Origin of the sequence: Nocardioides sp. URHA0032 (assembly GCF_000620645.1) — a bacterium.
GTDB lineage: Bacteria > Actinomycetota > Actinomycetes > Propionibacteriales > Nocardioidaceae > Nocardioides.
Window position 1 is genome coordinate 176973 of the sequence record NZ_KK211160.1, and the last position, 18283, is coordinate 195255.

General features: G+C 73.9%; 15 protein-coding genes. 9 read left to right on the forward strand and 6 right to left on the reverse strand.

Annotation, left to right across the window (positions count from 1 at the left end):
- Positions 1–29: 29 nt before the first annotated feature.
- From recC to N538_RS26235, 4 genes are read left to right on the forward strand one after another with little or no spacing between them, the layout of a single operon-like run.
- A complete protein-coding gene (gene recC / locus N538_RS0118930; RefSeq protein WP_028638602.1) occupies positions 30–3308 on the forward strand; it encodes an exodeoxyribonuclease V subunit gamma in 3279 nt (1092 codons plus the stop codon).
- Positions 3305–6649, forward strand: coding sequence for a UvrD-helicase domain-containing protein (locus tag N538_RS26230; RefSeq protein ID WP_081790584.1), 3345 nt, complete (start codon positions 3305–3307; stop codon positions 6647–6649). The genes recC and N538_RS26230 overlap by 4 nt, the downstream gene beginning before the upstream one ends.
- A complete protein-coding gene (gene recD / locus N538_RS0118940; protein ID WP_028638603.1) occupies positions 6646–8406 on the forward strand; it encodes an exodeoxyribonuclease V subunit alpha in 1761 nt (586 codons plus the stop codon). The genes N538_RS26230 and recD overlap by 4 nt, the downstream gene beginning before the upstream one ends.
- A gap of 45 nt (positions 8407–8451) precedes the next feature.
- On the forward strand, positions 8452–9078 hold the full coding sequence (locus tag N538_RS26235; protein ID WP_036571307.1) for an amino acid-binding protein: 627 nt from the start codon (positions 8452–8454) through the stop codon (positions 9076–9078).
- Here N538_RS26235 and N538_RS0118950 read toward each other — a convergent pair.
- From N538_RS0118950 to N538_RS0118960, 3 genes are all read right to left on the reverse strand, one after another.
- Positions 9053–10357 carry an MFS transporter gene (locus N538_RS0118950; protein ID WP_028638604.1) on the reverse strand — a complete coding sequence of 435 codons (1305 nt, stop codon included), beginning with the start codon at positions 10355–10357 and terminating at the stop codon, positions 9053–9055. The two genes, N538_RS26235 and N538_RS0118950, sit on opposite strands and share 26 nt — an antisense overlap.
- 92 nt (positions 10358–10449) lie before the next feature.
- Positions 10450–11823, reverse strand: coding sequence for an alpha/beta hydrolase (locus N538_RS0118955; protein WP_028638605.1), 1374 nt, complete (start codon positions 11821–11823; stop codon positions 10450–10452).
- Between the two features lie 30 nt (positions 11824–11853).
- Positions 11854–12297 carry a nitroreductase family deazaflavin-dependent oxidoreductase gene (locus N538_RS0118960; protein WP_028638606.1) on the reverse strand — a complete coding sequence of 148 codons (444 nt, stop codon included), beginning with the start codon at positions 12295–12297 and terminating at the stop codon, positions 11854–11856.
- 55 nt (positions 12298–12352) lie between these two features.
- Between N538_RS0118960 and N538_RS0118965 the strand changes: the two genes are divergently transcribed.
- Positions 12353–13270, forward strand: a complete 918-nt coding sequence (locus N538_RS0118965; RefSeq protein WP_028638607.1) for a 1,4-dihydroxy-2-naphthoyl-CoA synthase — start codon at positions 12353–12355, stop codon at positions 13268–13270.
- A gap of 68 nt (positions 13271–13338) precedes the next feature.
- On the opposite strand, the gene N538_RS0118970 is transcribed toward N538_RS0118965, so the two are convergent.
- Together N538_RS0118970 and N538_RS0118975 are read right to left on the reverse strand one after the other, a co-directional pair.
- A complete protein-coding gene (locus N538_RS0118970; protein WP_028638608.1) occupies positions 13339–13980 on the reverse strand; it encodes a class I SAM-dependent methyltransferase in 642 nt (213 codons plus the stop codon).
- A gap of 48 nt (positions 13981–14028) precedes the next feature.
- Positions 14029–14943, reverse strand: a complete 915-nt coding sequence (locus tag N538_RS0118975; protein ID WP_028638609.1) for an NADP-dependent oxidoreductase — start codon at positions 14941–14943, stop codon at positions 14029–14031.
- A 124-nt stretch (positions 14944–15067) separates the two neighbouring features.
- On the opposite strand from N538_RS0118975, the gene N538_RS0118980 reads away from it, so the two are divergent.
- Positions 15068–15457: a winged helix-turn-helix transcriptional regulator gene (locus N538_RS0118980; RefSeq protein ID WP_197025416.1), complete on the forward strand. Its 390-nt coding sequence runs from the start codon at positions 15068–15070 to the stop codon at positions 15455–15457.
- 24 nt (positions 15458–15481) lie between these two features.
- Here N538_RS0118980 and N538_RS0118985 read toward each other — a convergent pair whose 3' ends face one another.
- Positions 15482–15775 carry a nuclear transport factor 2 family protein gene (locus tag N538_RS0118985; RefSeq protein WP_231496274.1) on the reverse strand — a complete coding sequence of 98 codons (294 nt, stop codon included), beginning with the start codon at positions 15773–15775 and terminating at the stop codon, positions 15482–15484.
- A gap of 75 nt (positions 15776–15850) precedes the next feature.
- Between N538_RS0118985 and N538_RS0118990 the strand changes: the two genes are divergently transcribed.
- Genes N538_RS0118990 through N538_RS0119000 form a run of 3 tightly spaced genes read left to right on the forward strand, consistent with a single transcriptional unit; the run spans position 15851 to position 18278 of the window.
- A complete protein-coding gene (locus N538_RS0118990; protein ID WP_028638612.1) occupies positions 15851–16984 on the forward strand; it encodes a GTPase family protein in 1134 nt (377 codons plus the stop codon).
- Positions 16981–17595 (forward strand): class I SAM-dependent methyltransferase, encoded by a 615-nt coding sequence (locus tag N538_RS0118995; protein ID WP_036571312.1) that lies wholly within the window; start codon positions 16981–16983, stop codon positions 17593–17595. Before N538_RS0118990 ends, N538_RS0118995 begins: the two co-directional genes overlap by 4 nt.
- On the forward strand, positions 17592–18278 hold the full coding sequence (locus N538_RS0119000; protein ID WP_028638614.1) for an NAD-dependent deacylase: 687 nt from the start codon (positions 17592–17594) through the stop codon (positions 18276–18278). Before N538_RS0118995 ends, N538_RS0119000 begins: the two co-directional genes overlap by 4 nt.
- Positions 18279–18283 lie beyond the last annotated feature (5 nt).

Below are 18283 nucleotides of genomic sequence, written 5' to 3' on the forward strand. Positions count from 1 at the left end.
TGTCCCCGCTTCGCCGTAAGGTGCGCGGCGTGACCCTTCAGCTCCACCGCGCCGCACGCACCGACGTGCTCGCGGACCGGCTGGGGGACCTGCTCGCGACGCCGCTCGACGACCCCTTCGCCGAGGAGGTCGTCGTGGTGCCCGCGCGCGGGGTGGAGCGGTGGCTGACCCAACGGCTGAGCCACCGGCTCGGCACCGGGCCACGGGACGGTGACGGGGTCTGCGCGGGGGTCCGGTTCCTCACTCCGCCGTCGCTCGTGTCCCTGCTGCTCGGGCGCGAGCGCGACGACCCGTGGGACCCCGAGCGCCTCGTGTGGCCGCTGCTCGCCACCATCGACGACAGCCTCGACGAGCCCTGGTGCGCGCCGCTGGCCGCGCACCTCGGGCACGGCAAGGAGGGGGCCGACGACGAGCTGCGGCGAAACCGGCGCTACTCGGTCGCGATCCGGCTGGCCGCCCTGTTCGCGTCGTACGCCCGGCAGCGGCCGTCGCTGATCGCCGGGTGGCGCGCCGGGCAGGACGGTGACCTCGCCGAGGACCTGCGCTGGCAGCCCGAGCTCTGGCGGCGGCTGCTCCCGCGCGTCGACGCGCCGCCGCCCGACGTCCGGCACGCCGCGACGATCGAGGCGCTGCGCGCGGGCGGGCGCGAGCTGCCCTTGCCCGGCCGGCTGTCGCTGTTCGGCCACACCCGCATCCCCCTCACCGAGGTCGAGCTGCTGGTCGCGCTCGGCGAGCACCGCGACGTGCACCTCCACCTCCCGCAGCCCTCGCCCGCGCTGTGGGACGCCCTGGCCGGGCTCGGCGGCGTCGTCGCCCGAGAGGACGACACCTCCGCGGACCGGGTCGGCCACCCGCTGCTCGCCTCGCTCGGCCGCGACGCACGCGAGCTGCGCCGCACCCTCGACGGCATCGGCGCCGAGCTGGTGCGCGTGGACGTGCCGGCGCCCACCACCATGCTCGGCTGGCTCCAGCAGGACCTGCGCGCCAACCACGCCCCGTCGTACGACGAGCGCGCCGACCGCCACCTCGCCGACGGCGACCGCACCCTCCAGGTGCACGCGTGCCACGGGCCGGCGCGGCAGATCGACGTGCTCCGTGAGGTCCTGGTCGGGATGCTCCAGGACGACCCGACGCTCGAGCCCCGCGACATCCTCGTGATGTGCCCGGACATCGAGACGTTCGCCCCGCTGATCTCGGCCGGCTTCGGGCTCGCCACGACCGCCGGCCACCCGGCGCACCTGCTCCGCGTGAAGCTCGCCGACCGCGCGCTCACGAGCACCAATCCGCTGCTCGCGGTGGCGGGCTCCCTCCTCGAGCTGTCCGGCGGGCGGGTCACCGCCTCCGACGTCCTCGACCTGGCGGCGACCGAGCCGTGCCGGCGGCGGTTCGGGTTCACCGACGACGACCTGGACCGGGTCAGCCGCTGGGTGTCGCGCGCGGGCGTCCGGTGGGGGCTGGACGAGGAGCAGCGGGCGGCGTTCCAGATGGAGCGGTTCCCCCACAACACCTGGCGGATGGGACTCGACCGGATCCTGCTGGGCGTTGCGATGAGCGGCGACGACCACCGGCACCTCGGTCGCGGGCTGCCGCTCGACGACGTCGGCAGCAACGAGATCGACCTGGCGGGCCGGCTCGCCGAGCTGGTCGACCGGCTCGACGCCTGCCTCACCGGGCTCGCCGAGGCCCGCACGGTCGCGGAGTGGAGCGAGCGGCTGCGCGACGGCGTGCGCGGGCTCACCGACGTCGCCGCCGACGACGCCTGGCAGCTGCCGCAGTTCGAGCGCGAGCTGGCCCGCGCCGCGGCGTCCTCGCACGAGGGCGAGATCGAGCTGCGCCTCTCCGACGTCCGCGCGCTGCTCCAGTCGCGGCTGGCCGGCCGTCCCACCCGCGCGAACTTCCGCACCGGCACCCTCACCGTCTGCACGATGGTTCCGATGCGGTCCGTGCCGCACCGGGTCGTCTGCCTGGTCGGCCTGGACGACGGCGTCTTCCCGCGCGCCGCCGCGATCGACGGGGACGACGTCCTCGCGCGCCGGCCGCTGACCGGCGAGCGGGACGCCCGCAGCGAGGACCGGCAGCTGCTCCTCGACGCGGTGATGGCCGCGACCGAGCACCTCGTGATCACCTACACGGGCGCGAACGAGCAGTCGGGGGCGATTCGCCCACCGGCCGTACCCCTGGGCGAGATCCTGGACGCCGCGGACCGCACCACCGCCGAGCCGGTCCGCGACCGGGTGCTGACGCGGCACCCGCTGCAGCCCTACGACGCCCGCAACTTCGTGCCCGAGGCGCCGTTCAGCTTCGACGCGGCTGCGCTCGCCGGCGCGCGCTCCGCCTGGTCGGTACGCCGCGAGCCGCCCCCGCTGCTGACCGCGCCGCTGCCCCCGCGGCCGCGCGACGACGTGTCGCTGACGGACCTCAAGGCGTTCCTGGTGCACCCGGTCCGCGCGTTCCTGCGCGACCGCCTCGAGGTCTCGACGCCGTTCGAGCCCGACGACCTCGCCGACGCCATCCCCGTCACCCTCGACAGCCTGGAGAAGTGGCAGATCGGCGACCGCCTGCTGCGCGAGCTGCTCGCGGGCCAGGACGCGATCGCGGTGATGACCGCCGAGCAGCTCAGCGGCACGCTGCCGCCGGGCGGGCTCGGCACCGTCGCGCTCAACGAGGTGGTCGAGGAGTGCCAGAAGCTGTGGGCCCGGACCGCCGAGCTCCGCGCCGGCGAGCGGCGCTCGGTCGACGTCGACGTCGACCTCGGGGACGGCCGCCGGCTCACCGGCACCGTGCCCGGGGTGTACGGCAACCGCGTGGTCTCGCTCGGCTACTCCCGGCTCGGCGCCCGGCAGCGCCTGCAGGCCTGGGTCGACCTCCTCGCGCTGACCGCCTCGCACCCCGACGAGCACTGGACGGCGCATGCCGTCGGCCGCGAGCGGGCCGGGCCCAAGCGGGCGCTGTCCGGGCCGCTCGACCACCGCGCGGTGGACTGGCTGCGCGACCTGGTCGAGCTGCGCGACCGCGGGCTGTGCGAGCCGCTGCCGGTGCCGGTGAAGGCCGGCGCCGCGTGGGCCGACGCGCACGTGCGCGAGCTGATGGGCCAGGACACCCCGCCGTACGCCGCCGCCCTGCGCGAGTGGGAGACCGACCCCTTCAACCAGTTCGGCATCCAGGGCGAGGACGCCGACGCCTACCACCAGCGGGTGTACGGTTCCCGGGCGCCGCTCGACGTGCTCGTCGACGCCGGCCTCGGCGAGCACGCGTGGCGGATCTGGGAGCCACTGCTCACCGGCGCGGAGAAGGTGGGCCCGCTGTGAGTCCGTTCCACATCCGCGACCCGCTGCCCACGGGCACCGTGCTGCTCGAGGCCAGCGCCGGCACGGGCAAGACCTGGACGATCGGCGCCCTGGTCACCCGGTACGTCGCCGAGGGGCGTGCCCGGCTCGAGGAGATGCTGATCGTGACGTTCGGGCGTGCGGCCAGCCAGGAGCTGCGGGAGCGGGTGCGCACCCAGCTGGTCGAGGCCGAGCGGGTCCTCTCCGACGACCCGGCCGCCGTCGCCGCCGGCGACTCCGAGCTGGTCGCGCTGCTGCGCGAGTGGGACCCCGAGCAGCGCCGCCTCGGACACCGGTGGGTCACCGAGGCGCTGGCCGGGTTCGACGCCGCGACGATCGCGACCACCCACCAGTTCTGCTCCATGGTCCTCGACTCGCTCGGGGTCGCCGGCGACACCGACTCGCGCGCCCGCCTCGTCGAGGACCTCGACGACCTGGTGAAGGAGACCGTCGACGACCTCTACCTCCGCGCGTTCGCGTTCGACCCCGGCGGCCCGGTCTTCAGCCACGCCGAGGCGCTCGCGATCGCCCGCGCCGCGGTCGGCGACCCGCAGGCCCGGCTGGAGCCGGCCGGCGAGGACCGCACGACCCCGGCCGGTCGGCGGGTCAGCTTCGCCGATGCCGTGCGCACCGAGCTCGACCGGCGCAAGCGGCGGCTCGGCGTCCTGTCGTACGACGACCTCCTCAGCCAGCTCGCCGACGCCCTGGCCGACGACGAGGGACCCGCCGCGCAGCGGATGCGGCAGCGGTGGAGCATCGTGCTCGTCGACGAGTTCCAGGACACCGACCCGGTGCAGTGGGAGGTGCTCGACCGGGCCTTCTCCGGCCACGCGACGATGGTGCTGATCGGCGACCCGAAGCAGGCGATCTACGCGTTCCGCGGCGGCGACGTCACGACGTACCTCCAGGCGGCGGAGACCGCCGCGACCCGGCAGACGCTGTCGGTGAACTGGCGCAGCGACGCGCCGCTGCTCGACTCCTTCCAGGCGCTGCTCGCCGGTGCCGCCCTCGGCGACGAGCGGATCGTCGTGCGCGACGTCGAGGCCCACCACGGCGAGAGCCGGCTCGCCGGTGCGCCGAACCCCGCGCCCTTCCGGGTGCGCGTGGTCCGCCGCGAGGACTTCCGCCGCGGCGGCAGCGCGATGCTCACCGTCGGCCAGGTCCGGCCCCACATCGCGAAGGACCTCGCGCTCGACGTACGCCGGCTGCTCGCCTCGGGGGCGACGTACTGCGGCGAGCGGCTCCGCCCGCGCGACATCGCGGTGATCAGCTACCGGCACGCCGATCTCGCCGACGTCCGTGAGGCACTGCTGGCCGAGGGCGTGCCAGCGGTGATCGCCGGTGGCGGCAGTGTGTTCGCGACACCGGCGGCCGTGGAGTGGCTGACGCTGCTGGAGGCGCTGGAGCAGCCGCACCGCAGCGCGCGGGTGCGGTCGGCGGCGCTCACCTGCTTCCTCGGCCACACCGCCGCCGAGCTCGACGCCCGAGGCGAGGACCTGACCGACGAGGTCGCCGACACCCTGCGCGGCTGGGTCGAGCTGTTCACCAACCGCGGCATCGCCGCGGTGCTGGAGGCCGCCAACGTCGCCGGCCTCCCCGAGCGCGTCCTCGCCGAGGTCGGCGGAGACCGCCGGCTCACCGACCTGCGGCACATCGGCGAGGCGCTGCACGAGGTCACGCTCACCGAGCGGCACGGCCTGGTCTCGCTGCTGACCTGGCTGCGCGACCAGGTCTCCGAGGGCCGCTCCGGCCGGGGGGTCGAGCGCACCCGCCGGCTCGACTCGGACGCGGCCGCCGTCCAGCTCGTCACGATCCACGCCAGCAAGGGCCTGGAGTACCCCGTCGTCTACCTGCCCGCGCTGTCGGACCGGTTCGTCCCGAAGCCGACCCGTCCGCTGTTCCACGACGACCAGGGCCGGCGCTGCCTGAACATCGGGGCGGGCGGCGCCGATTGGGCCGAACACTGCCGGCGGTGGGCCGACGAGGAGGCCGGCGAGTGGCTGCGGCTGCTGTACGTCGCGATGACCCGCGCGCAGTCGCAGGTCGTCGCCTGGTGGGCGCCGACCAAGAACGCCCTCGCGTCCCCCCTGCACCGGATGCTGATGCGCGACGCCGGCGGCTCGGTGGCCGCCGACGTCCCGGACACTCCGCCGGTCCCGGACGACGACGAGGTCGTCGCGCTGTTCGCCCGGTGGCGGGACCGGGGCGGCCCGACGCCGGAGCTCGCCAGGCACGCCGACCCCGGCGCCGACCCGCCGCACCCCGCGCCTCCGGGCCTCGCCGCCCGGGTCTTCACCCGCGAGGTGGACACCGAGTGGCGGCGGGCGTCGTACTCCTCCCTGAGCAAGCTCGAGGTCGCCACCGGCCCTACGGGCGCGGTCGTGAGCGAGCCCGAGGTGAGCGGCAAGGACGACGAGCCGGTGGCGCCAGAGGTCGAGGTCGCGGCCGCGCCGATCGCCGGTGATGTGCCGTCGCCGATGGCCGGGCTCCCGGTCGGAGCGACGTTCGGCTCGCTCGTGCACGCCGTGCTGGAGCACGCCGACCCGGACGCCCCCGACCTGCGAGCCGAGCTGCTCGGGCACATCGACGACCAGCTCGGCTGGTGGCCGGTCGAACTCGACCGGGAGGAGCTCGCCGACGCGCTCGTGGCGGTCTGCGACTCGCCGCTCGGTCCCCTTGCCGACACCACGCTCCGGCAGGTCCCGCTCGCCGACCGGCTGCGGGAGATGGACTTCGAGCTGCCGCTCGGCGGCCGCACCCTCGGCGACCTCGCCCCGCTGCTGGAGCGGCACCTGCCGCCCGGCGACCCGGTCCGTGATTACGCCCGCACGCTGGCCGGGCCGCTGGGCGAGCAGTCCCTGCGCGGCTACCTCACCGGCTCCGTCGACGTGGTGCTGCGGATGCCCGGGCCGCGCTACCTCGTCGTCGACTACAAGACGAACTGGCTCGGTCCGGCCGACGAGCCGCTCACCGCGCACAGCTACCGCCCCGAGGCGCTGGACGCCGCGATGGGCCACTCCGACTACCCGCTCCAGGCGCTGCTGTACGCCGCCGTGCTGCACCGGTTCCTGCGCTGGCGCCAGCCCGGCTACGACCCCGAGCAGCACCTCGGCGGCGCGCTCTACCTCTACCTGCGCGGCATGTGCGGCCCGGAGACCCCGCTCGTCGACGGCGCCCCGTGCGGCGTCTTCGCGTGGCGGCCGCCCGTCGCGCTGGTCGAGGACCTCTCCGACCTCCTGGACGGGGATTCACCCCACGAAATCGCACGCCTCCCCCGCTCCGCTCCTCCGTCGCACGATTCCGAGGGGACCCCGACTCCGTGACCGAGCTGTTCGAGCCGGTCGGTGAGCACGACTGGCGGATCGCCACCACCGCGACGGGTCTGCTCGCGTCCTTCAACGCGGCCGGGCTGCTCACCTCCTCCGACATCCATGTCGCGACCCGCCTGGGCGCGCTGGGCGGCGAGGAGGACGAGCGCGTGCTGCTGGCCGTGGCGCTCGCGGTCCGCGCCGTACGCCGTGGCTCGGTGTGCCTCGACCTGGCCGCCGCCCGCGACGGCGCCCCCGAGCTCGACTGGCCCGACGAGTGGCCGCTCGCGGAGTCGCCGCTGGTGGCCGCCGGCGTGCTGCGGTGGGAGTTCGGGCTCTTCTACCTCGACCGCTACCACCGGCTCGAGACCCAGGTGCACGACGACCTCGCCGCCCGGCTCGCCTTGGCCACGCCCGCCGTCGACGAGGCCCGGCTGTCGGTGGCGCTCGCGCAGGTGCGCGCCGGGCACTTCAGCCCCGAGCAGGAGGCGGCGGTCGTGGCCGCCGTGCACCGGCGTACGACGATCCTCACTGGCGGCCCCGGCACCGGCAAGACCACGACCGTGGCTCGGCTGCTCGCGCTGCTCGCCGACCAAGCGGGTGGCGGCCTCTCGATCGCGCTGGCCGCGCCGACCGGCAAGGCCGCGACCCGGCTCCAGGAGGCGGTCACCGCGGAGCTCGACGCGGTGGCCGCGACGTGGCCGGAGGCTCCCGGCCTGGTCGGCCGCCTGACCGGCCTGACCCTGCACCGGCTGCTCGGGTGGCGCCCCGACAACGCGACCCGCTTCCGCCACGACCGCGCGAACCGGCTCAAGTACGACGTCGTGGTCGTCGACGAGTCGTCGATGGTCGAGCTCACGATGATGGGCCGGCTGCTGGAGGCACTGCGCCCCGAGAGCCGGCTGGTGCTGGTCGGCGACCCGCGGCAGCTCACGTCGGTCGGCGCCGGTGCGGTGCTCAGCGACCTGGTCGCCGGCTACGACGGCCGCCCCGACTCGCCGGTCGCGGCGCTGACCGAGAACTTCCGCTCCGAGGAGGACATCAAGGGGCTCGCGGCGGCACTGCGCGACGGCGACGCCGACCAGGTCCTCGCCGTGCTGCGCACGCCCTCGGAGCAGGTCTCGTTCGTGGAGGCCGGCGACGAGGCCACGATCGAGGCGGCGCTCCGGCCCGACTCGACGGCTGCCGCCCGCGCGGTGTGGCGCGCCGCCGTGGACGAGGACCCGGCCCGGGCCCTCGCGGAGCTGGACCGCTACCGCCTCCTCTGCGCGCACCGCGAGGGACCGTACGGCGTCCGCCGCTGGAACCACCTCGTCGAGCGCTGGCTGGCCGAGGATCCCGAGGTCGACGCCCAGCAGCTCGGCTACGCCGGGGAGTGGTACGTCGGCCGTCCGCTGCTCGTCACGAGCAACGACTACGCCCTCGACGTCTACAACGGCGAGACCGGGGTGGTCGTGCGCCGGGGCGGGCGGCCCCGGGCCTTCGTCGCCGGGTCCGAGCGGCTCAAGGAGTTCGCGCCCGGCCGCCTCGACGCGGTCGAGACCATGCACGCGATGACGATCCACAAGAGCCAGGGCAGCCAGGCGGACCGGGTCACGGTGCTGTTGCCCGACGAGGGCTCCCGGCTCCTCACCCGCGAGCTGTTCTACACGGCCGTGACGCGGGCCCGGCTGAACGTGCGCGTGGTCGGCACCGAGGCGGCCGTACGCGCCGCCGTCGGGACCCGCGCGCTGCGGGCCACGGGGCTCCGGCTGCGTCTGGCCGGGGAGTGAGAAGCCGAAATACCGGCGCAACAGGACCCGGCTAGGGTCGAGGGCATGCCGTACCTGCTGCGCGTGGAGCTCCCCGACATCCGCGGGTCGCTGGGTCGCGTCGCAACGGCGATCGGTATGGCGGGCGGCGACATCGAGGCGATCGAGATCGTCGAGAAGCGGGACGGCACCGCGGTCGACGACGTACTGCTCGAGACCGCGCCGCAGGTGATGCCCGACTCGATCGTCTCCGCGTGCAACGCGCTCGACGGGGTCCGGGTCGTCTGGATCAGCCGGTACGCCGCGGGTGGCAACCTGGTCCTCGACCTCGAGGCCGTCGAGGAGCTGAGCGCCCGCCCCGAGGGTGCGCTGGACCGCCTCATCGAGCTGCTGCCGGTGACGTTCCGCGCGGACTGGGCGGCCCGGGTGTCCAGGACCGACGGGCTCGGGTACGCGACCGAAGCGGCGCCGTCGACGCTGGACTGGACACCGATCGACCGCGCCGCGATGCTCGAAGCCGTCGACGAGAACACCCTCATGTGCGGCGCGAAGCTCAACAAGACCGAGATCGTCGTCATCGGCCGCCGCGGCGGGCCGGAGTTCCTCGACTCCGAGCTCGCGCGGCTCGGCCACCTGGTCGGCCTGGCCATGTCGATCTCGCGGCGGGCTACGGCACCGAGCGGATCCGCGTGACGAACACCGAGCCGAGGATCGCGGCCACGAACGCGCTGGCGTAGACCGCGCAGTAGCCGACCGAGAACCGGCCGCCGTTCGTCTCGGTCACCCCGCCGAACGCCTCGACCACGATGAGGATGAGCGCCGCGACCGGCGGCGCGACCACCTGCGGCAGCGCGTTGGCGATGTTGATGACGCCGAGGTCCTTCGCGCGGTCCTCGGCGCCGGGCAGCACCTGGGTGATGAGGGCGAAGTCGACCGAGGTGTAGATGCCGTACCCGATCCCCATCAGGACCGCGGCGACGACCGCGGCCGGCCAGGTCTGCACGAGGGCGAGCACCAGCGTCGCGCACGCGCCGACGATCCCGGACCAGATGACGAACACCTTGCGCTTGCCGCTGCGGTCGCTCCAGATCCCGAACGTCACGGCCGTGGCCATCAGCACGGCGGCGTACGTCGCGGTGAGCACGAACACCCGGTCGGCCGCCTGGTCGGAGGTGAAGCCGATCGCGTCCTGCAGGTAGTAGAGGAGGTAGAGCAGGCCGAGCGCGTTGCCGAGGTTGACGAGGAACCGGGTGATCCAGGCCCAGGCGAAGTCGGGGTGCGCGCGGGGTGAGATCCAGAAGGACCGCAGGAACGCGCCCCAGTCGAGCGCCGGCGGCCGCTCCTCCGGGGCGAGCGGGATGTCGCGGGACTGCAGGGAGTACGGCACGGTCAGGGCGAGCAGGACCACCGCGGTCACGGCGTACCCCGCCGCGATGCTGCCGGTCGCCGAGGCGATGCCGGTGCCGCCGACCACGCCGACGGTCTGGGCGATCGCGAGGATGCCGCCGATCCTGCCGCGGCTGCCCACCGGCACCTGGTCGGGGATGGTCGCGGTGACCGCGGCCAGCATCGCGTTGAGGGTCGCCTGGACGCCGCACCAGCCAAGCGCCATCACCACGACGTTGTCGGCGACCGCGAGCAGGAGCAGCGAGAGCGCGCCGCCGACGGCGCCGGCGACCACCCACGGCACCCGGCGCCCCATCCGCAGCGTGGTGCGGTCGGAGAACGCGCCGAAGACCGGGTTGCACAGGACCGAGACGAACGCCCCGAGGCCCAGCACGACCGCGAGGATGACCTTCTTGTTGTCCTCGTCGATCGCCTCGGCCTGCTGGGCGAGCAGCACCTGGATCGGGCCGAAGAACCCGGCCCACAGCCCGACGCTGCACAGCGTCAGGCAGGCCACCCAGCGCGCGGGTGGGCTCTCGGTCGGCTCGGCCAGCGCCGAGCGGCGTACCGGTGTCTCGGCCGTCACCTGCGCATCGTGGCGCACCTGCACCGTCGAGTGACGTGAAATGGTCGTGAAACCGGGGTTTCCTCAGCCAGTACCCGTCACTCGACGGGAGATCAGCAGCCGACGCGGGTGATGTCGCCGCTGCTGACGAGGCCGCCGGCGGTGTGGAGGCCGTACGCCGAGCAGTAGTAGAAGCTCAGGTTGTCGTCGCGCCGGAGCCGGACCGGCTGCCAGGTGTCGGCGCCGACCGGCTCGAGGTAGCGGAACGACGTGTCCAGCAGCGGCCGCGCCGGCTCGTGCTTGAGGTAGTGGCCGAGCCACCGCTGGACGTAGACGCTGGTGAGGTCCTGGCCGTAGCGGCTCGCAGGCAGCGCCAGCGGGATGTCGGTGTACTCCAGGTGGGTCGACGACCTCGGTACGACGAGCATCGAGTCGACCCCGGCCCGGCGCCAGGCGTCGTACCCGGTCTCCCGCTCGCGCATCGGGTCCGGGCCGTCCGGGCTGGGCTGCGGACTGAGTGAGCTGCCGCCGGAGAGGAACCACGGCGAGACCGTGAAGCCGTACTCCGACTGCACCGCGAGCGCCGGGACGGTCGGCAGGTTGCCCGTGCCGTCGAGCGCTCCGCTGGACCCGGGACCGGTGAGCTTGTCGAGGGCGACGACCGTCGCGACCCGGTCGTCGGTGCCCTGCACCTTCGACACGGCCGCCGCTCCCATCGAGTGCCCGACGATCGCGATCCGCGTCGTGCGCCCCGGCGTGAACGGGTCGGGGTCGGGGGAGCGGTCGAAGAACCGCAGGAACGGGTTGGCGCGGGAGGTGAAGAAGTCGAGCGCGTCCTCGGTGCCGGTCGTGAAGTTGTCGAGCTGCTGCGACGGCACGCCCGGGCAGCACTCCCCGTGCGGCAGGGTCTCGCTGGTGCCCTGGCCCTGCACGTCGTAGGTCATGGTGACGTAGCCGCGCTCGGCGAGGTCCTCGGCCAGCCAGGCATACATCTGCTCCGAGCCCTGCACGGAGCCCTCGGTGATCACGACGCCCGGGTACGGCGGGCGCAGCGTGGCGCCGGTGTAGGGGTCGGTCGCGCCGGGCAGCGGCCGGTAGACGTGGCCACGGAGCTGGGCGCCGTACTGGCTGGTGAAGGTGACCGCCCTCGCGATGCCGCGGGTGCCGCTCCAGCCGGCCCGCAGCGGGTTGCCGACGTTCCAGCCGGGTAGCAGGTTGCCCGGCGTGATCGCCGGGTGGTCCTGGGACGCGGCCTGGGCCAGCAGCTGGTCGACGTACTCCGCGTTCGTCGCCTGCACCAGCGCGGGGAGGTACGCCGGGTTCTGGAGCTGGCCGCCCGGGCCGGTGATCCGGCCGTAGGCGTCGGCGACGTTCTGCGCGTCGCGCGCGGTGTAGGCGGGGTCGCTCGGACTCGGGTCTGCGCCGCTGGCCGGCGCCGCGAGGGCACCCGCGAGCAGGAGGGACAGGATGGCGGTCAGCGCACGCATGGCCGGTCAACGACCGACCCCGCGTGCGGGCTACACGCGCTCGAGCAGGAAGACCGGGATCTCGCGGTCGGTGTTCTCCTGGTACTCGGCGTACGGCGCGTACTGCGCCACCGCGCGCTCCCACCACTCCGCGCGCTCCTCGCCCTCGGCGACGCGCACCCGGTAGGTGTGCTTCTCCGCGCCGTCCTGGAGGTCGACCTCCGGGTGCGCGATGAAGTTGTGGTACCAGGTCGGGTTATCCGGGGTGCCCCCCTTGGACGCGACCGCGGCGTAGACGCCGTCGTGCTCGACGCGCATGACCGGGTTCTTGCGGAGCTTCCCGGACTTCGCGCCCCTGGACGTGATCACCACGATCGGCCAGTCCGGACGGCCCCGCAGGATGTTCGCGCGCGCGCCGTTCGATGCCTCGAACTCCTCGACCTGCTCACGGACCCAGCCCTCCGGGCTCGGCTCGTACTCGCCTTCAAGTGTCATGCCTCCACCATGCCCGTCCGGCGGTCGGCATGCCACCGGCGATAGCCTCGCCGGCATGACTGCGATCGACGGGGTGTCGGAGATCTTCGACGCCGACGACTGGGACGCGGTGCCCGGCTTCGAGGACCTGACCGACCTGACGTACCACCGGGCGAAGGCGCACGGCACGGTCCGCGTCGCGTTCGACCGGCCGGACATCCTCAACGCGTTCCGCCCGCACACCGTCGACGAGCTGCTCCGCGTGCTCGAGCACGCGCGCACCAGCTCCGACGTGGGCTGCGTGATCCTGACCGGCAACGGGCCGAGCGCGAAGAACGGCAAGTGGGCGTTCTGCACCGGCGGCGACCAGCGGATCCGCGGTCGCGCGGGTTATCAGTACGCCGAGGGTGAGACGGCCGAGACCGTCGATGCCGCGCGACTGGGGCGGCTGCACATCCTCGAGGTGCAGCGGCTGATCCGCTTCATGCCGAAGATCGTGGTCTGCGTGGTCCCGGGCTGGACCGCCGGCGGCGGCCACAGCCTGCACGTCGTCTGCGACCTCACCCTCGCCTCGGCCGAGGAGGCGCGGTTCAAGCAGACCGATGCCGACGTCGGGTCGTTCGACGGCGGCTTCGGGTCGGCGTACCTCGCCCGCCAGGTCGGCCAGAAGTTCGCCCGCGAGATCTTCTTCCTCGGCCAGGAGTACTCCGCCGAGGACGGCGTCCGCATGGGCACCGTCAACCGCGCCGTCCCGCACGCCGAGCTGGAGAAGGTCGCGCTGGAGTGGGGCCGCCTGATCAACGGCAAGTCGCCGACCGCCCAGCGGATGCTGAAGTACTCCTTCAACCTCATCGACGACGGCCTCGTCGGCCAGCAGCTGTTCGCCGGCGAGACGACCCGGCTGGCGTACATGACCGACGAGGCCCAGGAGGGCCGCGACCAGTTCCTGGAGAAGCGCGAGCCGGACTGGTCGCCGTACCCCTGGTACTACTGAGGCGCCGGTCCTCGCCGGGTCGTCCGCCTCTGGCACGGGTATGAGCCACCCTCAGGCGGACGACCCGATCACGCCTGACGCCGCGCGAAGACCATCGCTCCCGGGCGGTCGGCGTACGGCTGGGTGAGCAGCTCCGCCTCGATGCCGAAGCCCGCGTCTCGCAACCAGCCGCTGACCTGCTCCGGGCGGCGGTGGTGGCTCTCGACGTGGATCGGGCGACCCGTGTAGCCGGTCGTGGACGTGCGCGTCCCCTCGCCGACGTGGAACCCGACGAGCACCGGTCCCCCGGGGCACAGCACGCGGTGGAACTCGGCGAAGACCCCCGGTACGGCGCGGTCGGGCACGTGGATGACAGACCAGAACGCGAGGAGGCCGGCGACCGAGCCCGCGGCCAGGTCCAGGTCGGTCATGGTGTCCACCTCGAACCGGAGGCCGGGGTGGTCACGCCGGGCGAGGGCGACCATCTCGGGCGCGAGGTCGATCCCGAATGCGTCCACGCCGAGGTCGTGGAGGTGGCGCGTGACGTGGCCCGGGCCGCAGCCGACGTCGGCGACCGGCCCGCCGCCGGCGTCACGCACCAGCTCGGCGAACAGCGCCAGGCCCGCACGCAAGTACGGGCTCGCGCCGAGCAGGTCGCGCACCTGCTCGGCGTAGCCCTCGGCGTCGGTGTCGTACGAGGTGCGGGTCTCGCCCAGCCAGTCGTCGGTCACCTGCGTGGTGACCGGTGGCGGCGCCGGAACTCATCGTGCCCGGGTGGCTCAGGGCCTCAGCACCCACCGCCCCCGGACGCCGCCCTTCGCCACGAGGCGGTGGGCGTCGGCCACGTCGGCCAGCGGCAGCTCGCCCGCGACGCGCGTGACCAGCTTCCCCGCGACGGCGTCGGCGAGCAGGCCCGTCGTCCGGGCGCCGTCGGGCACCACGCCGACCACGCGGATCTCCACCCCACGCTCGGATGCGGGCGGGGCCGACGGCTGCACCCCGACGAAGACGCCGCCGTCCCGCACCAGGGCAACGCCGGCGTCCTGCATCACGGCCCCGTCCGCCACCGCGTCCCAGCCCGGCTCGGCAGCAGCGGTGAAGTCGGCGCCGAGGCCGCGCATGAACTCCGCGTCCGCGGCGCGGGCCAGGCCGGTGACCCGCCAGCCGCGCTCGAGTGCCATCGGTACGACGTACCCGCCGACGGCACCGGCGGCGCCGGTGACCAGCAGTGAGCGCCCGCCCCCGTCCCCGAGGAGGTCGACCAGCTGCGCCGCGGTGAGGGCGTTGAGGGGGAGCGTCGCGGCGGCGACCAGGTCCAGGTCGGCCGGGACCAGGCCGACGTCGGACGCGGAGAGCACGAGCTGCTCGGCGTACGTGCCGAAGTCCCGGTCGAAACCGCCGACCAGGCCGGCGACGCGGGTGCCGACCGGGAGGTCGACGCCCTCGCCCGCCGCCTCGACGGTGCCGGAGAAGTCCCAGCCCAGGCCGGTGCGGTCGGGCTGGTCGATCAGCCCGATCCCGTGGAAGTAGCCGTCGGCGACCGCGAGGTCGACGGGGTTGACCGGGGCCGCGGCGACCCGGACCCGGATCTCACCGGGTGCGGGGTCGCGGACCGGGAGGTCGACGAGCTCGATGGCGTCGGGGCCGCCGGGCGTGCGGACGACGGCGGCGCGGAAGGTCTGGGTCGTGGTCATGGAGCGCTCCTCTTGTGGACGTGGTGTTACGTAGTCCACGATGGCGGGGTAACTCTCCATTGGTAAGTAGGCACCTGGAAGTGCGTAACTTGCCCCGAGGTGTCCGGGAGGACCCGTGTCGACGATGACCGCCGCCCAGCAGCGCGAGCAGGCGAAGGTCGCCTACGACGCCTTCGTGGCCGGGTGCCCGAGCCGCCAGCTCCTCGACCGGATCTCCGACAAGTGGGTCGCGCTCGTCCTGGCGGCGCTCGCCGACGAGGGCACGATGCGCTTCTCGCAGCTGGGCCGGCGGCTCGCGGGCGTCAGCCAGAAGATGCTGACCCAGACGCTGCGGTCCCTCGAGCGCGACGGTCTGGTCGTCCGCTCCGTGACACCGACGGTCCCGGTCACCGTCGACTACACCCTCACGCCGCTGGGTGAGTCGCTGGACGAGCTGATGCGCGGGCTCAAGGCCTGGGCCGAGGCGCACATGGACGTCGTCCAGGCGGCCCGCGACGAGTACGACGCCCGCTGAGCGCCGAGATGCCCACGAGCGTCCTCAGTCGGGGCGGATGACCATGGAGCGGATGCGGTCGCCGCGGACCTCGAAGACGAACTCGCTGGTGCCGTTGAACCCGTCACCGGTGACCGTGAGCGTCACGACCCAGGCGTCCCCGTCCTGACGAGTGCCCTCCACCCGGAAGTGCGTGTGCTTGCCGATGTTGTCGGTCTCGTCCCAGGACGCGACGCCGTCGTGCCCATGGAACTGGCGACCCCAGTCCTCCAGGTAGCAGTCCTCGGTGAAGCAGTCCACGAACGCCGCATGGTCACCGGCGTTGGTCGCGTCGACCATGCGCTGCACTGCAGGTGGGGCATCCACGTCTCCCATGCTGCCACGGCCCTTGACCGGCTCTGGGACTCTGGTCCCATGGCGACACCCGCGGACGACTGGTTCCGCCAGGCCTTCGGCAAGGCCTGGAAGGACAAGGCCGACGAGGTCGGACGCTTCAACCTGGCCATCTTCGGCAAGACCGGGGTCGGCAAGAGCACGCTGGTGAACGCCATCTTCGGCACCGAGATCGCGCAGACCGGCATCGGCGAGCCGGTGACCCGGCAGGCGCACCTCTACCTCCACCAGTCCGGGACCCTCGGCGTGCTCGACACCCGCGGGCTCGAGGTCGGCACGGACAACGACGCGCTGCTCGCGGAGCTGCGCGACTACCTGCACGGGATGCGCCGCAAGCCGCTGTCCGAGCAGCTGCACGTCGCCTGGTACTGCGTGCGCGCCGGCGACCGACGGTTCGAGACGACCGAGGCGGAGTTCGTCCGGGCGCTGGCCGAGCTGGGGATACCGGTGATCCTGGTGCTGACCCAGGTGCCCCGATCCGGGCAGCAGGTGCACCCCGACGCCGAGGCGCTCGCGGCCAGGATCGCCGACCTGCGGCTGCCGATCGCCGACGGGCTGATCCACTACACGATGGCCCTGGCGGACGAGTTCACCGGGCAGTCGGCCTACGGACTGCGGGAGCTCCTCGATGCCACCTTTCGAGGTGCGCCTGCGGGCGTTGCCCACGCGATCACGGCGGCTCAACGCATTGACTTCGACCGCAAGCGGGAGCGTGCGGAGGCTGCGATCAAGGTGGCGACGGGAGCCGCCACCACCGCCGGCGCCTCCCCGATCCCCTTCTCCGACGCCGCCATCCTCGTCCCCCTCCAGCTGACGATGATGGCCTCGATCGCGGTCACCTACGGGATCTCCCTCGAGCGCTCGACGGCCGCGTCCCTGGCCGCGACCGCCGCGGCGACGACGGCCGGGCGCTCGCTGGTCGGCAACCTGATCAAGTTCATCCCCGGCGCCGGGACCGCGGTCGCCGGCACCATCAACGCCACCATCGCGGGCACGTTCACCTATGCGATGGGCCACGCCTGGCTGCGCGTCTGCGAGCGGATCGCGCGCGGCGAGCTCCGCGCCGTCGGCGGCGCGCTCGACAGCGACTCGATCCGGCGCGTCTTCATGGACGAGTTCAAGAGCCAGGCGGCGCGCCGGAAGCTGTCGTCGTGAGCACCCGCTGGGAGCAGATTGCCCTCGACACCGTGGGCGAGGGGTACGCCGCCGCGTACGCCGAGCGCTTCCGCCGGCTGGCCGAGGACGGCGCCGAGGTGCACGGCGAGGCGACGTTCGCGGCGTCGCTGGTGCCACCGCCGGCGCGGGCCCTGGACGCCGGGTGCGGCACCGGGCGGATCGCCGTACGCCTGCACGAGCTCGGGTACGACGTGGTCGGGGTGGACCTCGACGCCTCGATGGTCGCCGAGGCCCGCGCCGCGGCGCCCGACCTGGACTGGCGGGTCGCCGACCTCGCGACGTTCGACCTCGGCGCGGTGTTCGACCTGGTCGTCGTCGCGGGCAACACGATCCCGCTGCTGGACGAGGGGACCCTGGCCGCGGCCTGCGACCGCCTCGGCGCGCACACCGCGCGCGGCGGTGTGCTCGTCACGGGGTTCGGGCTCGATGCCGCGCACCTCCCGGGTGACTGCCCGGTCACCCCGCTGCCCGAGGTCGACGCCGCGATGGCCGCGGCCGGTCTCGCGGCCGGCGAGCGCCACGCCACCTGGACCGGTGACCGCTTCGACGACGGCGGGTACGTCGTCGCGACGTACCGGAGGGTGCCGTGAACGTCGTCGTCCTCACGGGAGCCGGCATCTCCGCCGAGAGCGGGGTGCCGACGTTCCGCGACGCGGACGGGCTGTGGGAGGGCCACCGCGTCGAGGACGTCGCGACCCCAGAGGGCTACGACCTGCAGCCCTCGGTCGTGCACCGCTTCTACGACGAGCGCCGGGCATCGCTCAGCCGCGTCGAGCCGAACGCCGCCCACCGGGCGCTCGCCCGGCTCGAGGACCAGCTCGGCGACCGGCTCCTCGTCGTGACGCAGAACATCGACGACCTCCACGAGCGGGGCGGCTCCACCCGGGTGCTGCACATGCACGGGGAGCTCAGGTCTGCGCTCTGCCGGGCCTGCCGAGGCCGGACGCCGTGGGAGCACGACCTCGCCGACTACCCGCCCTGCCCGCGCTGCGGGGTGAGCGAGCTCCGGCCGGACGTGGTGTGGTTCGGCGAGATCCCGTACCAGATGGACCGGATCCAGGACGCCCTCGACGCGGCCGACCTGTTCGTCTCGATCGGCACGTCCGGGGCCGTCTACCCGGCCGCCGGCTTCGTCCAGTTCGCCGCCCGGGCCGGTGCCCGCACCCTGGAGCTCAACCTGCAGCCCAGTGCGGGCACGCACCTGTTCGACGACGCCCGGCACGGCCCGGCGTCGTCGCTCGTGCCGGCGTGGGTGGACGACCTGCTGCGATAGCGTGC

Excerpts from the sequence above, each read along its gene's own strand:
- N538_RS26235 (WP_036571307.1), top strand. The coding sequence starts at position 8,452 with ATGCCGTACCTGCTGCGCGTGGAGCTCCCCGACATCCGCGGGTCGCTG.
- N538_RS0118955 (WP_028638605.1), bottom strand. The coding sequence starts at position 11,823 with ATGCGTGCGCTGACCGCCATCCTGTCCCTCCTGCTCGCGGGTGCCCTC.
- N538_RS0118960 (WP_028638606.1), bottom strand. The coding sequence starts at position 12,297 with ATGACACTTGAAGGCGAGTACGAGCCGAGCCCGGAGGGCTGGGTCCGT.
- N538_RS0118965 (WP_028638607.1), top strand. The coding sequence starts at position 12,353 with ATGACTGCGATCGACGGGGTGTCGGAGATCTTCGACGCCGACGACTGG.
- N538_RS0118975 (WP_028638609.1), bottom strand. The coding sequence starts at position 14,943 with ATGACCACGACCCAGACCTTCCGCGCCGCCGTCGTCCGCACGCCCGGC.
- N538_RS0118980 (WP_197025416.1), top strand. The coding sequence starts at position 15,068 with ATGACCGCCGCCCAGCAGCGCGAGCAGGCGAAGGTCGCCTACGACGCC.
- N538_RS0118985 (WP_231496274.1), bottom strand. The coding sequence starts at position 15,775 with ATGGTCGACGCGACCAACGCCGGTGACCATGCGGCGTTCGTGGACTGC.
- N538_RS0118990 (WP_028638612.1), top strand. The coding sequence starts at position 15,851 with ATGGCGACACCCGCGGACGACTGGTTCCGCCAGGCCTTCGGCAAGGCC.